Raw genomic sequence first — 15715 nt, forward strand, 5'->3', positions numbered from 1 at the left:
TTTTGGTAAAATACTTAGTAAGCCTGTGAAAAGTTTATCTACAGGTTTAATGTGTTGAAAAAATTCCAAATTTATGTATAATATAAATAGACTCAAATATAAACATGAAAAAATATAAATGTAAAGGTGTTGTAAATATGCAAAAAGAGGTAGTTTTTAATTAAACTAACTGAATAGGGATTAATTTTAGAAAGTACATTGAAAAAGTCTTGAATTATTCAAGGTTTATTTGTAGTGGAAGTAATTATTAAAATATTGATTGCTGCCATGTTTATTTGTGTACTTCTAAAATAATCATTATTATAATGAGCATGTTACACCTTATTTGCATAATAGGAAAGCCGTGTTCTAAACACGGTATTTTTACGCCTATTTTTGCTGCATTTATAGATATGATATGAAATTTTAATTTATATATCCTAGTAATAATCTGTATAAATTAAAGTTTTAAGTCTATGTTTATATTTGGGTTATATAATTAAGAGGCTGTAAGTGAATTTATGTTCATTTACGGCCTTTTTTATTTGAGGAGATTACTATGATGGTTTATATATTTAAAATATTTACATTAAAAGATACAACTAAAATTTTTCATAAATACAAGGATGGTGAATAATTAATGATTAAAAAATTTTCAGCATATAAAATTTATTTATTATTTTCCGCTATTACAGCAATGTGCTTTTCAATGGCAGCTACAGTTATGATATTGTACCACATTGAAAAGGTGCATTTGAATCCGCTTCAACTTATACTTGTGGGAACTACTTTAGAAGCGGCATGCTTTTTATTTGAGATTCCTACAGGCATAGTTGCGGATATATACAGCCGTAAATTATCTATTATTATTGGCACAGCTTTGACAGGGTTAGGATTTATTTTAGAAGGTTCTATTTCTAGTTTCATATTTGTACTTGCAGCACAAATAGTATGGGGATTAGGATCTACCTTTGTTAGCGGAGCTGTTGAGGCATGGATTGCTGAAGAAGAAAAAACTAAAGACTTAGATCAAATATATATAAGAGGAGCGCAGGCAGGACAAATTGGTACAGTTATAGGAATAATACTAAGTACAATAATAGGAAATTTATCTATTAGACTGCCCATTATATTTAGTGGATGTCTATTTATAATTTTCGCATTGTTCTTAGCGGTGTATATGCCAGAAAACAATTTTAATCCATCTGCTCCTGAAGATTTAAATACCTTTAAAAAGATGGGGTACACATTTAAATCTGGTCTTAAGTTTATAAAAAGTAAACTTATAATAATGATTTTACTTTCTGTAACTTTATTTTACGGTTTATCCAGTGAGGGTTATGATAGGCTTTCCAGTGCACATTTTCTTCAAGATACTACCCTTCCTAAGATTGGAAGTCTTCAACCAGTAACTTGGTTTGGTATTTTTGGAATTGCGGGAATGATATTAAGTGCTGTAGTAATGCAGTTTATAGCAAAGAATCTAGAAGAAAGAAACAAGCTTCAAAGTGGAAAAGTATTATTAGCTACGAATATATTTTATATATCCTTTATGTTAGTATTTGCACTTACAAGAAACTTTAGTTTAATGCTAATAGCTTATTTAACAACAAATATGTTTAGAACTATAAACGAACCTATATTTAATGCATGGTTAAATGGTCATATAGATGACAGAGCAAGAGCAACTGTGCTTTCTATAAACGGACAAATAAATGCTTTAGGGCAAATTTTAGGTGGACCAATTATAGGAGTAATAGCTACAAAAATTTCTGTAAGTATTGGTATAGCAAGTACTTCATTATTGCTAACACCGATATTGGTGTTATATGGTATTACAATGATAATGGATAGAAAGCATATAAAATAATTTAATGAATCCATTTACATTATCTAAGGTTTTATAAAACTTAAGATTTCTTAAGAAATTTTTATAAGTGTCGTAAAGTTTCCCTTCTAAAATGAAATTATCACATTAGAAGGGAAGTAAAAAATATGAAAAATGGACTAAGAAAGATTTTGATATTTATTATTATGATAGCTTGTGGATTTTGGTATATGGCAGAGGATGCAGGGATAGAATTAAGCCGAATGAATTTTAAAGCAAGCGAAAGTAACCTAGATAAAAAATATGATTTTTTCAATGAAAAAGATAAATTAAGCAATGTAAATAATACTAATATAAATACACAAATGATACTGGTAAATGGACAATATGGTTTAGATAAAGATTACAAACCTAAAAAGTTAACTATACCAAATATATCATTTGCTAGTGGAGTAAGTAAGGAAGAAAGGCATGTAGCAGGAATTATTGTAAAGCCTCTAGAAGATTTAGTTAGTACAGCTAAAGAAGAAGGGGTAATATTACTTGGGAATTCAGGCTATAGATCATATAAATCACAAAATAATACTTATACTAGTAGAGTGAAATCAGAAGGAAAGAAGCTTGCAGATGCATATGTAGCAAAGCCTGGATTTAGTGAACATCAAACAGGGTTATGTATTGATATTACCAATGAAGGTAAATACTTTGTAAAAGGAACAAAGGAAGCAGATTGGCTTGCAGAAAATTGCTATAGATTTGGTTTTATTATAAGATATCCTTATGGAAAGAAAAATATAACAGGTATAGAATATGAACCTTGGCATATTAGATATGTTGGAAAAGAAGCGGCCAAGTATATTCATGATAATGGAATTACATTAGAGGAATACTTAGGCAAATAATTATATATTTGGAGGAGTAAATGAACAACAATATTCTTGTGGTGGATGATGAAAAGGAAATAAGAAACTTATTAGAAATAAACCTTATAAACGAAGGATATACTGTTTTTAAGGCAAGCTGTGGAGAAGAAGCTTTAGAGATATTAGATAGAGAAGAAATTCATTTAATAGTTTTAGATATAATGATGCCAGGTATGGATGGACTGGAAGTTTGTAGAAGGGCAAGAGAAAAGTACAGCATTCCAATTCTTATGTTAAGTGCAAAAGCAGAGGACATGGATAAGATACAGGGCATTATGACTGGGGCAGATGATTATGTATGCAAGCCCTTTAACCAATTAGAACTTACAGTTAGAATAAGAGCATTACTTAGAAGGGCGTATTTTTTAAATACTAAAATGCAGGTTTCAGATGACGTATTAAGAATTGAGTCGATGGTTATAGATAAGAGTAAACACAAGGTAACAGTAGATGATAATGAAGTAGATTTAACAGCAAGAGAATTTGATATTTTATATTTATTAGCTACAAACAGAGGAAGGGTTTTTAGTGCAGAAGAAATTTTTGAAAAGGTATGGAAAGAAAGATACTATCAATCCAATAATACTGTTATGGTGCATATGAGCAGAATTAGAGATAAAATTGAGCAGCATATGAAAGGAAATAAGATAATTCACACTGTATGGGGAGTTGGATATAAAATTGAAAAATAAAAGATTGTATAAACATTGGATATTATCATTATGGGATATAACATTGGCTTTATTGTTAACCTATATCACACTGATTGTAGGTAGTAAGATATTAGTTTATTTATATATAAACACTAAGATTCAACTCATTAATTATTTTTTTAAGTTCTGGCGTATCCTTAGAGATGAAATCTTTGGAGGCAGGATTTATACAATTATTATAATATCCTTTTTTATTGTGTTTTACTTACTTATAACCTATAGAAAAACTAAAAGCCTTGCAGCTATCATGGACCAAACTGAAATAATGGCTAAAGGAGATTTAGATAGGTTAATAAAAGTTACGGCAAGAGGCGACATCAAAAATTTAATGAATAATATAAATGATATATCAAAGCAGCTCAAAGACATAACAATTGAAGAAAGAAGAGCCCAGCAAACTAAAAATGATTTAATAACCAATGTCTCACATGATTTAAGAACTCCATTAACTTCGATAATAGGATATCTAGAAATCATTGATACAGATCAATATAAAGATGAACTAAGGCTAAGGTATTATGCAAATATTGCATATCAAAAGGCAAAGGATTTAAATTTGCTTATAAATGATTTGTTTGAACTTACTAAAATGCAAAATAACACTATTAATTTAGATAAGTCTGATATTAATTTGGTTGAATTGTTAGGTCAGGTGGTTGCTTATTTTGAGTATCAATTTAAAAATGCCAATATGAAATCTAGAATTAATTTTTCAGAGGATAAGCTAATAGTGAATGCAGATGGAAGAAAATTAGTTAGAGCATTTGAAAACTTGCTGTCAAACGCAATTAAGTATGGTCAAGATGGTCATTATGTGGATATAACAACAAAACTTCAAGGGAAAATAGCAGTAGTTCAAGTTATAAACTATGGGCAATCAATATCATCAATAGACTTACCATATATATTTGATAGATTTTATAGAGTAGAAAAATCAAGAAATAGAGATATAGGGGGATCTGGGCTAGGTCTAGCCATAACAAAAAATATTATAGAGCTGCATCAAGGGAGTATATCTGCTTACAGTGATGATAGTACAACTATATTTGAGGTTAGATTACCAGTGAAAAATTAAGTGCCACCCACATGGCAAGTGGCAAGTGTTACCTACTTGCCACTTGCCACGTGGGTGGCACTTTATATTATTTTGTATAATTATCAAAGTAACCTTGAATGAATATTATAGGAGTACCTTTATCTCCGCTTCCTGAAGTCAAGTCAGAAAGTGATCCTATAAGATCAGTAAGTTGTCTTGGTGTAGTACCCTGGGATACCATGTTACCAACAAGGTCTGATTCTTTATTTATAATGTATTCTGAAATAGCTTTTTTAAGTTCTTCTCCTTCTAAGTGAGCAAAGTTATTATCAGCAAGGTATTTTAATTTAACTTCGCTAGGTGTACCTTCAAGTCCTGATGTATAAGCTGGTGATACAACTGGGTCAGCAAGTTCCCAAATCTTACCTACTGGATCTTTGAAAGCTCCATCACCATAAACCATAACTTCTACAGTTTTACCTGTCTTTTCTTTAAGAACTGCTTGTATTTTATCAACTATAGGCTGACAATTACGTGGGAAAAGCTTAACGCTTTCTTCTGTTGATTTATTTGAACCTAAAAGACCATAAGCATCGTTATAACCACTGCCATCTATTGATGCTGATAAAATATTGTCTAGGCTGTAAATCTTATCTCCACCATTTGCTTTTAATATCTTTTTAGTTCTAAATCTTGAGTGAATATCACAAGTAAGAACATTTTTTGTGTAATTTAAAATAGTTTTTGGGTTGTTTGAGAAGATAACTTCACATTCAGTACCGTACTCTTCAATTAAAGATTTATAATAATCAATATAATCAACACCAGTAAAAGTATGTTTCTTATATCCGAAATGACCACGGAATTCTTCTTCAGTTAAAACATCTGTCCAAGGATTAACTCCTTTTTCATCAAGCTCGTCTATATCTACTAAGTGATTACCTACTTCATCAGATGGATAGCTAAGCATTAAAACGATTTTCTTAGCTCCCTTTGCAATACCACGAAGGCAGATAGCAAAACGGTTACGGCTTAAAATTGGGAATATTACACCTATTGTGTCGTCACCAAACTTTGCTTTTACATCCTGAGCAATGTTATCTATAGTTGCATAGTTCCCTTGAGCACGAGCTACTATTGATTCTGTTACAGTAACAATATCCTTATCATTAATAGAGTAGCCTTCTACTTCTGAAGCCTTTAATACAGTGTTTACAACTATTTCTGCAATATCGTCTCCTGTTTTGATGATTGGGGCACGAAGGCCTCTAACTACAGTTCCAACAATTCTTTCCATTTTCATTTCTCCTTAAATTTTGTGTATTTATGTAAAAATTATTATTTAACACTCATACTTGTACTATACAACACATTTGTGGTATAAGTAAAATAAATATATATAATGTGGTATATAAGGAGCGGTTATATGATCAGTAAATTAGATTTATATAAGGTCTTTTGTGAAGTGGCAAAGCATGAAAGTTTTTCTAAAGGTGCAAAAGCACTGTATATGACTCAACCTGCTGTGAGCCAAGCCATTATGCAACTGGAAGAAGGCCTTGAGGTGCGACTTTTTACTAGAACACCTAAAGGGGTAGTTCTTACTAATGAGGGAAAGCTTCTATTTGAGTATGCAAATTCTGCTATAAATTTAATTAATATAGGGGAAGAAAAACTATTAGAATCAAAAAATATAATGCTGGGGGAGTTAAAAATAGGGGTGGGGGATGCTATTTCACGATATTTCCTGCCAACCTTTTTAGATAAATTTCATAGTGACTATCCAAGCATAAAGCTAAAGATTGTAAATAGAACAACTTTAGAACTTTGTGCAATGCTCAAGTCAGGAGAAATTGATATTGCAATATGTAATTTCCCAATTGAAGACCATTCTTTAGTAACAAAAAAATGCATGGATGTACAGGACGTTTTTGTTTGCGGGGATAAGTTCAAGGATACACTATCCATGCCTTTAAGTTTTGAGGAGTTATCAAAATTACCATTGATATTACTTGACAATAAATCAAATTCAAGAAGATATGTGGAAAAGTATATCCTATCAAAGGGCATTGAAATTTCCTCGGAAATTGAACTTGGATCTCATGATTTATTATTAGAGTTTGCAAAAATAAATTTAGGCTTAGCTTGTGTTATTAAAGAGTTTTCACAGGAATATTTAAAAAGTGGTATTTTATATGAAGTTGAAACAGTTGAAGAAATACCTAAAAGAAGTATAGGTGTTTGTTTTTCAAAAAATGCATCTCTTTCTCCAGCTTCAAAAAAGTTTCTAGAGATACTAGAAAGTGCCACCCACATGGCAAGTGGCAAGTGAAATATATAATTATAAAAATAAGCATGGCTTTATAGCACATGCTTACTTTTTAGGAGATTATCATATTTTACTTAGTATCTATAATATAATCATTGCAACAATAATAGTTGCAGCAAATCCTACCATTACAGGTATCATATTTTTTCTCACTAAATCTAGAGGTTCAACACCGCATATTGCAGCTACAGGAATAACTCCCCAAGGGATTATTGTTCCTCCGCCTACCCATACAGTAGATATTTGTCCAAGAGCTGCAAGACCTTCTTTATTTATGCTTATAGCTTGAGAAAAAGTCTGCGCTAAAGAACCTACCAGTGGAAGACCAGCAAAACCTGAACCATCAAGACCAATGATTGCACCGACAAATGCTTGTATTAACACCACAGGAAACTTTGAAAGTGGTGCTTTCTGAGCAAGATATGATCCTATATCTGTTAAAAGACCTGTAGCATTAGGTCCTAAAACTTCCTTTGCCATTCCTTCACTTCCAAGAAAGAAGAAAGCCCCTATTACCACTACTGGAGCAAATATTTTTATTCCAAATGTAAAACCATCTCTTATGTAATCAGTAACTTTTTCAAAGGAATCTGAGAATTTATGTTCAATTACAGCAACCACTGACATTATAATAACTGCAGTACCACCAATAAGCGCAGTAGAGTCCCCTCCACGAAGCTCGTACTTAAACATTAAATATGCATCTAGTAAGAAAGCTAATGGAGTAGCAAATGCCACAAAAGTTGTACCAAAAGAAGCATCTAAAGTTTTATTTGTAGTAACTTCAAGAGTAGCAGCTATTTCTGGACAGTTTTTTAAGTCTCTTCTCATCATAAAAAATGCAGTTAATGTTGTTACTATACTCATGGTTATCCAAAGAGGTATACTTGCACTAATTACTGAACTGGCATTTTTAAGGCCTGCTGCCTTTGCAGTTATAGAAGGTGCTCCTTGAATAAAATAGTCCCCAGATAATGCAATGCCATGGCCAAATAAATTCATGGCAGAAGCGGCCCAAACTGCAGGAAGTCCAACCTTTAGAGCAGCTGGAAGCATTATCGCACCAACCAGCGCCACAGCAGGTGAAGGCCATATAATTAAAGAAACAACTGTCATTACAACACCTAAACTCCAAAAGGCAACATTTTTATTTATCATGAGTTTTTTTATAGGACTCATCATAAGTTCATCTGCCCCTATATCGCGAAGAGCCCTAGACATTGCAACAACGAGAGATATAATAGTGATTATGCTCCAAAATTCTTTTCCCGAAGCTATAAGAGAATTAAATATAACTTGTACAGCCTTAACGATGCTTCCAGAAGAAACATATCCTATTATAAATAGCCCTATTATGCAAGGAAGTACTGTATCTTTCTTAAAACCCATGGTTATGATGATTACCAAAACCATAGCAATATAAATATAATGAAGTAGCCCCAATGAAATCATAATTAATTATTCCTCCGATTTATGATTATTTGCACGATTTATTAGCATAACTTAGCAGCAAATATATTTTTAACGCCGCATTCTTCAACTCTTTTAGCTATTTCAGCGGAATCTGTTATATATATACCAAGTTCTTTCATTCTTTCAAAGTACACTGATCCTGAGAATGTATATTTCTTTGACATTCCTTCAGGTGTAGACATTTTTTCTTTAACATAGGAAATAGCATTCCCAGTAGCAAGACAATCAGGTAGTTCAAGCAATTCCATTCCTAAGGAATGTCTTACACTATTAAGGCCTGCAAGAGTTCCGGTTACAATTGCTTCAGTATGTCCAACTAAAAGACCTGCTTTTTCACCAGCGCAGAATAAATTTTCTGCTCCTTCAACCTTTAGATAATTATCTCTTGGAGCCATTGCAAAGTATCTCATAGAGTTGCCTTTTCCACCAGTATAAGGATCTTCATATCTGGCATCTTCAAAACCAGGTATCTTTCTTAATGTTTCAAGATCATAATATGGTGTCATAAGCTTTGCATGACCAGTATCTAAAAGTATTATGTTGTCTTTAAATTGAGGAAGGGCATATTGCTGACAAGCCTTAACATCAAGGTGATCTTCAATAAGCTCCTTAGGAAGAGGGATAACTGCTACGCCTTCTTCATTAAGGGTCTTTTGAATTTCTTCTGAAAGTGATTCTTTATAAAGTTTACAAGAACCGCTCATAGCTCCGATGGATCCATCAGCTTTTTTACCCATAGATTCTTTTATATTAGCAAGCCCTGTGATACTTACTCTTCCACCAAAGCTTGGACAACGTAATATACACATTGCACATCCATTACCATACTTTGAGCAGTTATTCATTGGTCCTGCTGTACCAGTTGTATCGATAAATACATCGGCTTCAAATACATTACCATTTCCATCTTGAACATCTAATATGCGTTCATGAGCAATGTGAAGCTTAGTTATTCTTGCTTTAAATACTACCTTTATACCTAGGTTTATCATATGTCTTAAAACTTCCCCATGAGTTTTGGCAATATCATAAAGATTTGCATGTTTGTGACCAGGGAATTCTATATTAGTATGCCTTGAGCATTTATCACATATTTCAAATAAATCGCCACCGCCCATAGCTATAATTTCTTCTGTAGCAGTATATCTACCATTGTTTCTCATAATACCGCCAACAAGTCCTGTGCCAAGAAGCATATCTGTTCTTTCTAAAACTGTTACCTCTGCACCTGCTTTTCTTGCACTAATGGCTGCTGCACAACCAGCCCATCCGCCTCCAACTACAACAATTTTTTTCATAATTTCCTCCTTAAATAATGCTAAAAATAAAAAAGGCAATTGGATAACCAACCGCCTTGTTCGACAAAAAAACAATATACACTCACAAAACGATAGCTCTCCACCAAATAGGTGACAGTCCACGTACTGTTAATACGTAAACCAGGTATGAATTTAAGAGAAAATTCACCCTTCGGGGCCATCCCCTTTCAATAAGAATCAACGATATCTCTTATACCTCATCTTATTTACTCTTGTCAGGCCCACCTCTATCTACTCGTATTAAATTGTGATAATTATAACATGGGGTGGATAAACATGCAATATATTTTTGGAGTTAGACCCCTGGTTAAAATTGGAATTGATAAGTAGCTAGAAAGATAAGTGGTGCTATCAGCCTTGGAAATAGTAAAGAAATTTCGATAAAATATGAATAGGGTGTTAATTTAATGTTACATGTTTGTTATTTTGATGTTTAAAAATGCGACAAAAAGTGATAAAATACTTATGGTCTATTATTTTATATAGTACAGGGAAGGGAGAAATAATCATGAATTTCAACAAAGGAAAGAAAGATAAACTATTTTCAATGCTTTTAGACAGTTCTGCCAACTTAAAAGAGGGAGGACAATATTTTGTTGATTTTAAGATAAAGGAAGAAAGGCATTTGGATGAATTTCAAAAGCAAATGAAAGACTATGAACATAAGGGTGATAACATAGTTGATGAAATAATAAAGGAGTTAAACAATAGCTTTATTACTCCAATTGAGCGTGAAGATGCTTTGGAACTTGCAGTTCACATGGATAAAGTTCTTGATGGTCTTGAGCATTGTGCAGCTCGCTTTTATATGTTTAACATATATCAAATACACGATTATATGATTGAATTTAGTGAGCTATTAAACAAATGCATAATTGAAATACATAACGCTGTAGAATTGCTTTCACACAAAAAGCTTACAGAAATTAGACAACATTCAGTTAAAATAAAAGAATTTGAACACAAATGTGATATTCTTGAAAGAAAGGCAATAAAAGAGCTTTTCGAAAAAGAAAAGGATGCAATTAAACTCATTCAATATAAGGAGATATATGAACTTCTTGAAAATACTGCGGATGAATGCAAAAAGGTTAGTAAAGCCCTTGAGACAGTAGTAATGAAGAATGCGTAAGGAGAAATAAGATGAGTACAGCATATATTATAATCGGTTTAACCGTTGTTCTTGCATTAGCTTTTGACTTTATTAATGGTTTTCATGATACTGCAAATGCAATTGCAACAGCTGTATCCACAAAGGCATTAAGTCCAAGACGTGCAATTATAATGGCATCATTAATGAATTTTATAGGAGCTATAGCTTTCACTGGAGTTGCAAAAACCATTGCAAAGGATATAGTAAACTTGGACTCTATAGCAAACGGATCGGTAGTTATACTTGCGGCACTTGTTTCTGCCATAGCTTGGAATCTTATTACATGGTATTTTGGAATACCAAGTAGTTCATCCCACGCACTTATAGGCTCAATTGCAGGTGCAGCTATAGCAGCAGCAGGGGTAAGCTCTATAAACTTTAAAGGATTTACATCAATAATTAAGTCGCTTTTAGTATCACCAATACTTGCTTTCTTAGTAGGTTACATTGTGTTTACTATTTTTAAGAACGTATTTAAAAACCTAAATCTTTCTAGAACTAATATAGGATTTAGAAGGGTTCAGGCCATTACAGCAGCAATTCAGGCTTTTGCTCATGGTACAAATGATGCTCAAAAATCTATGGGAATAATAACAATGGCACTTGTAAGCAACAATTTGATAAAATCTGGAGATATTCCACTTTGGGTACAGTTAGCCTGTGCCACAGCAATGGCACTGGGTACTTCCGTTGGAGGGTGGAGAATAATTAAAACCGTTGGAACACAAATTATGAAAATAAAACCTGTTAACGGTGTAGCAGCAGATTTGTCATCAGCTTTAGTAATATTTGGAGCATCTAAAATTGGTCTTCCAGTTAGTACAACCCATGTTATATCATCTTCCATAATGGGAGTAGGTACATCCTACAGAGTAAGAGCAGTAAAATGGGATACAGGAAAAAGAATGATAATAACCTGGTTTATTACACTTCCAATATCAGCGGCATTAGCTGCAGTTATATATATGATAATGAGTATGTTTTTATAGTGCCACCCACATGGCAAGTGGCAAGTGGAAGTAGGAAAGCATCTGCAATACTGCAGGTGCTTATTTTAGTTAGGTACACTAATTTTCTTCAATATGGTCATGTCCCCAAATACAAAGTGATTGCATAACAGGCATAAGGGATAGGCCCTTTTCTGACAAACTATATTCCACCTTTGGAGGAACTTGAGGATATTCCTTGCGAATAATTAATCCATCTGCCTCTAATTCCTTTAACTGATTGCTTAACATTTTATGTGTAATATTACCCAAAGCTTTTTTTAATTGGCCATATCTCAAAACATTTGATTTCCATAACCAAAATAAAATATGCATTTTCCACTTGCCATCGATTAATGACATGGCGTATGAAAATGGCTTAATATCTACAATATTATTACTATTATTATTAATCATTTAATACTCTCCTTTTAGATAGTATCTACCCCAAAAGTGCATACTTTCTTTTTGTTTTGCTTGATTATACAATAGGGACATAAAAAATACAACATGGAGAGGTAATGATATGAAAAACTTATTTGAATATACAACTATTAAAAATATGAAATTAAAAAATAGATTTTTTAAAGCAGCTGTATGGGAAGAACTTGCTACAGAAGATGGACATATGACAGAAGAATTATTTAAAGTTTATGAGGAAATTGCTAAGGGTGGAGTAGGTACAATATTTACGGGATATGCCTATGTTGAAAAGAATGAACAGCCCAATCCACGCATGATGGGCATTTATGATGATAGTTTTATTCCTGAATATAAAAAACTCACAAATATGGCTCATAGCTACCAAGCTAATATTATTATGCAAATTGTATATGGAGGTTCAATGACTCATCTAGTACCACCAAGTCCTGTTATTTGGGGACCTTCTGCTATTAAAAATGAACTAACTGGGATTGTACCAGTAGAGATGAGTAAAGAGGATATTGCCTATTTGATTAAGTCTTATGGAAAGGCAGCGGCAAGAGTTAAGCAGGCAGGTTTTGATGGTGTAGAGCTTCATGCAGCACATGGGTATTTGCTTAGTCAATTTTTATGTCCGCATTACAATACTCGTACAGATGAATATGGTGGAAGTATTGAAAATCGTGCTAGAATCATTCTTGAAATCTATGATGAAATTAGAAAGACAGTAGGAGATGATTTTCCCGTATTTATAAAAATTAATTCTGAGGACTTTATAGAGGATGGATTGACTAATGAAGAAAGCATTATTGTATCTAAGATGCTTGAAGAGGCAGGAATTGGTGGAATTGAGGTTAGCGGGGGTAATGAATCAGCACCAGGTGTTCTTGAAAACAACTTAGGACCAGCAAGGATAAAAGTAGTGCTTTCAAAAGACAGGGAGTCTTATTTTAGAGAACATGCAATGCGACTTACACAAGCCGTGTCTATTCCAATTATTCTCACTGGTGGAAACAGACATATGGAAGTCATGGATGAGATTCTAGGAAGCACTAGTATAGCTTACTTTGCTTTAGGTCGCCCACTAATTAGTGAACCTGATTTGATAAATATATGGGTAAAGGGCGATTACAAAGTGCCTAAATGTGTATCATGCAATCAATGTTATAAACTTTATGGTAAAAGATGTGTTTTAAATCAGAAAAAATAATTAAGATGAGGTGTTAATGTTATGGAAATAATAAATATTAGAAGAAGTACTAGAACATACAAGGAAATAAAAGTAGAAAACGAAAAGATAAGAAAACTTTTAAGAGCAGCTATGCAAGCGCCTTCTGCGTTCAATCAACAAGCATGGGAATTTATAGTTGTTGAAAATAAGGAGACATTAAAAAAGCTTTCAGGGATGAGTGAGTATTCAAAATCTATTGAAAAGTCACCTGTAACAATTATTGTCTTAGGTAACAAAGATAAGATGACAGTACCAGAATGCTGGCAGCAAGATTTGGGAGCAGCCACCGAAAATCTTTTGCTTGAAGCAGTGGAACTTGATTTAGGTGGAGTATGGATGGCGGTTGCACCATTTGAAGATAGGATGAATTATATTAGAGAAATATTTAATCTACCAGAAAACATTATTCCGTACTCAGTTATTCCAGTGGGATATCCAGAGGAAGAAAATAAATTTATAGATAGATATGATGATAACAAAGTTCATTATGAAACATGGTAAACTTAATAAATGGTCTTATGAAGATTTAATCTTGAGATATAGATTCTTCATACAGATATAAAACTTCTTTTAAGAAGATATATTAAGGTAATTAAAAAGAATTAGTTATTATACAATCACTCATATTGGGACAGTTTTCAACTTTCAGCATAAAATGCATGAATAGTTGTTAGCTGTCCCTTTTAGATTCCCAGTCATTGTCAACCACACATAAAACTGCTAAAATGGTTTTAAAATAAGTGGATGAGGTATAATTATTTCTAGTGATTATGACAATAAATGAATTATTGTATGTACAAGCTAAAAGGGGCATTAGCAAGAAAAGAGTTAGAAATAAATTTAAGACAAGAAGGTGAAGTTTTGAACAATTTATACACGCAGACAGAAGATGAAATTATTTATGATAAAAAGGGAAGTATATATGAATTCCGTAAAGGAATTAGTCAGGGTATACCTATTGCAGTAGGATACATTCCTGTATCATTTACATTTGGAATGATGGCGGTTAATGGTGGAATGCCTATTTGGATTGCTATTTTAATATCATTAACAAATCTCACATCAGCTGGGCAATTTGCAGGAACAGCTTTAATAATAGCTAATGCCTCAATTTTTGAAATTACATTAACCACATTTGTAATAAACATTAGATATATGCTAATGTCATTATCACTTTCTCAGAAGATAATATCTCAGATGCCATTACTCCAAAGATGTATTATGGCTTTTGGTATAACAGATGAAACTTTTACAGTGGCTTCTTTAGAAAAAGAAGAAATTAGCTTTCCATATATGATGGGGCTTATTACATGTCCTTACTTTGGATGGGCAATAGGTACAGTACTAGGAGCGGTAACAACTTCCATGCTGCCTAAATCTCTACAAAGTTCTCTGGGAATAGCATTATATGCAATGTTTTTAGCACTTATCGTTCCAGCGGCAAAAAAATCAAAATCAGCTTTAGTGGTTATAATTGTAGCAATTTTTATAAGCTCATTATTTAAATGGGTGCCATACATAAATAAAATATCTGGAGGATGGAGTATTATTATTGCTACTATTATAGCAGCAACTGCAGGAGCAGTACTATTTCCAAGAGAGGATGATGAACTTGAATAAAGTATTAATTTCGGTGCTAGTAATGGCAGTTGTTACATATCTTATAAGAGTTTTTCCTATAGCAATCTTTAAGAAAAAAATACAGTCAAAACTATTTAAATCTTTCTTATATTATGTACCATTTGCAGTACTAGGGGCAATGACCTTTCCAAGTATATTATATTCTACTTCAAACTTATATTTTTCAATAATTGGTACTATAGTTGCGCTTGTCTTAGCATACTATGAAAAAGGATTATTAAAAGTTGCAATGAGTGCAGTTTTAGTTGTATATTTTTGCGATGTGTTTTTTTAAAAGGTTATAATTTCATTCAATATTTTTACACAAAAAAGTATCAAGTAATATAAATATAGCATAAATAATGTAGATGGATTTGAGTTTATACGAATTTATCTACATTATTTATTAGTTAAGAGGTTGAAATATCATAGTAAATAGCTTAAACCTTATCTGGCGTATCAATATATGAAACTTAAAGGAAAACGTGGAATAAGGAAGAATGATATTGATAAGTTTGATTAATGACAATTATTGATAATTGTATATACATTAACCCGTGGTAAGATAGTCTTCGTCGCTGAGATGAGCGGCGAACAAGAAACAGCAAAAACATTTAAGAAAATCAACAAGTTTTGGTAACAAATTACTAGTTGACAAGCTTGAATGAATTTGATAAGATATAAAAGTCGCTTAGGGCGGCA

General features: G+C 32.6%; 15 protein-coding genes and 1 riboswitch. Of the genes, 11 read left to right on the forward strand and 4 right to left on the reverse strand.

The window, feature by feature from the left end:
• The first annotated feature begins 619 nt into the window (after positions 1-619).
• The 4 genes from DP68_RS12950 (at position 620) to DP68_RS12965 (ending at position 4518) form a co-directional block, all read left to right on the forward strand.
• Positions 620-1849: an MFS transporter gene (locus tag DP68_RS12950; RefSeq protein WP_035310191.1), complete on the forward strand. Its 1230-nt coding sequence runs from the start codon at positions 620-622 to the stop codon at positions 1847-1849.
• A 125-nt stretch (positions 1850-1974) separates the two neighbouring features.
• Positions 1975-2709 carry a M15 family metallopeptidase gene (locus DP68_RS12955; RefSeq protein ID WP_035310193.1) on the forward strand — a complete coding sequence of 245 codons (735 nt, stop codon included), beginning with the start codon at positions 1975-1977 and terminating at the stop codon, positions 2707-2709.
• A 20-nt stretch (positions 2710-2729) separates the two neighbouring features.
• The gene (locus tag DP68_RS12960; protein WP_035310195.1) at positions 2730-3422 is read left to right on the forward strand and encodes a response regulator transcription factor; all 693 of its coding nucleotides are present in this window, start codon (positions 2730-2732) and stop codon (positions 3420-3422) included.
• Positions 3412-4518 (forward strand): ATP-binding protein, encoded by a 1107-nt coding sequence (locus DP68_RS12965; RefSeq protein WP_035310197.1) that lies wholly within the window; start codon positions 3412-3414, stop codon positions 4516-4518. The genes DP68_RS12960 and DP68_RS12965 overlap by 11 nt, the downstream gene beginning before the upstream one ends.
• Positions 4519-4585: 67 nt before the next feature.
• Here the strand turns inward: DP68_RS12965 and DP68_RS12970 are convergent, their stop codons facing one another.
• On the reverse strand, positions 4586-5776 hold the full coding sequence (locus tag DP68_RS12970) for a coenzyme F420-0:L-glutamate ligase (protein ID WP_035310199.1): 1191 nt from the start codon (positions 5774-5776) through the stop codon (positions 4586-4588).
• Positions 5777-5905: 129 nt separating this feature from the next.
• Here DP68_RS12970 and DP68_RS12975 point away from each other — a divergent pair, with 129 nt between their 5' ends.
• Entirely contained in the window at positions 5906-6811 is a 906-nt protein-coding gene (locus DP68_RS12975; RefSeq protein ID WP_035310201.1) for a LysR family transcriptional regulator, read from the forward strand.
• Positions 6812-6889: 78 nt separating this feature from the next.
• Here the strand turns inward: DP68_RS12975 and DP68_RS12980 are convergent, their stop codons facing one another.
• The gene (locus DP68_RS12980; protein WP_035310202.1) at positions 6890-8260 is read right to left on the reverse strand and encodes a hypothetical protein; all 1371 of its coding nucleotides are present in this window, start codon (positions 8258-8260) and stop codon (positions 6890-6892) included.
• A 41-nt stretch (positions 8261-8301) separates the two neighbouring features.
• Positions 8302-9579, reverse strand: coding sequence for an FAD-dependent oxidoreductase (locus tag DP68_RS12985; RefSeq protein WP_035310203.1), 1278 nt, complete (start codon positions 9577-9579; stop codon positions 8302-8304).
• An 85-nt stretch (positions 9580-9664) separates the two neighbouring features.
• Positions 9665-9838: riboswitch (Lysine riboswitch) on the reverse strand.
• Positions 9839-10108: 270 nt separating this feature from the next.
• On the opposite strand from DP68_RS12985, the gene DP68_RS12990 reads away from it, so the two are divergent.
• Both DP68_RS12990 and DP68_RS12995 read left to right on the forward strand, forming a co-directional pair.
• The gene (locus DP68_RS12990; RefSeq protein WP_035310206.1) at positions 10109-10732 is read left to right on the forward strand and encodes a DUF47 domain-containing protein; all 624 of its coding nucleotides are present in this window, start codon (positions 10109-10111) and stop codon (positions 10730-10732) included.
• Positions 10733-10743: 11 nt separating this feature from the next.
• The gene (locus DP68_RS12995) at positions 10744-11742 is read left to right on the forward strand and encodes an inorganic phosphate transporter (protein WP_035310208.1); all 999 of its coding nucleotides are present in this window, start codon (positions 10744-10746) and stop codon (positions 11740-11742) included.
• A gap of 78 nt (positions 11743-11820) precedes the next feature.
• Here DP68_RS12995 and DP68_RS13000 read toward each other — a convergent pair whose 3' ends face one another.
• Positions 11821-12156 (reverse strand): helix-turn-helix domain-containing protein, encoded by a 336-nt coding sequence (locus tag DP68_RS13000; RefSeq protein ID WP_035310210.1) that lies wholly within the window; start codon positions 12154-12156, stop codon positions 11821-11823.
• 109 nt (positions 12157-12265) lie between these two features.
• Here DP68_RS13000 and DP68_RS13005 point away from each other — a divergent pair, with 109 nt between their 5' ends.
• From DP68_RS13005 to DP68_RS13020, 4 genes are all read left to right on the forward strand, one after another.
• Positions 12266-13372, forward strand: coding sequence for an NADH:flavin oxidoreductase (locus DP68_RS13005; RefSeq protein ID WP_035310212.1), 1107 nt, complete (start codon positions 12266-12268; stop codon positions 13370-13372).
• A 21-nt stretch (positions 13373-13393) separates the two neighbouring features.
• Complete coding sequence (locus DP68_RS13010) at positions 13394-13894, forward strand: nitroreductase family protein (protein ID WP_035310215.1); 501 nt, start codon at positions 13394-13396, stop codon at positions 13892-13894.
• 279 nt (positions 13895-14173) lie between these two features.
• Complete coding sequence (locus tag DP68_RS13015) at positions 14174-15013, forward strand: AzlC family ABC transporter permease (protein ID WP_291549130.1); 840 nt, start codon at positions 14174-14176, stop codon at positions 15011-15013.
• Complete coding sequence (locus DP68_RS13020) at positions 15006-15308, forward strand: AzlD domain-containing protein (protein ID WP_186428641.1); 303 nt, start codon at positions 15006-15008, stop codon at positions 15306-15308. The genes DP68_RS13015 and DP68_RS13020 overlap by 8 nt, the downstream gene beginning before the upstream one ends.
• The last annotated feature ends 407 nt before the right edge of the window (positions 15309-15715 follow it).

The organism is Clostridium sp. HMP27, from assembly GCF_000765165.1.
Taxonomy (GTDB): domain Bacteria; phylum Bacillota; class Clostridia; order Clostridiales; family Clostridiaceae; genus Clostridium_AK.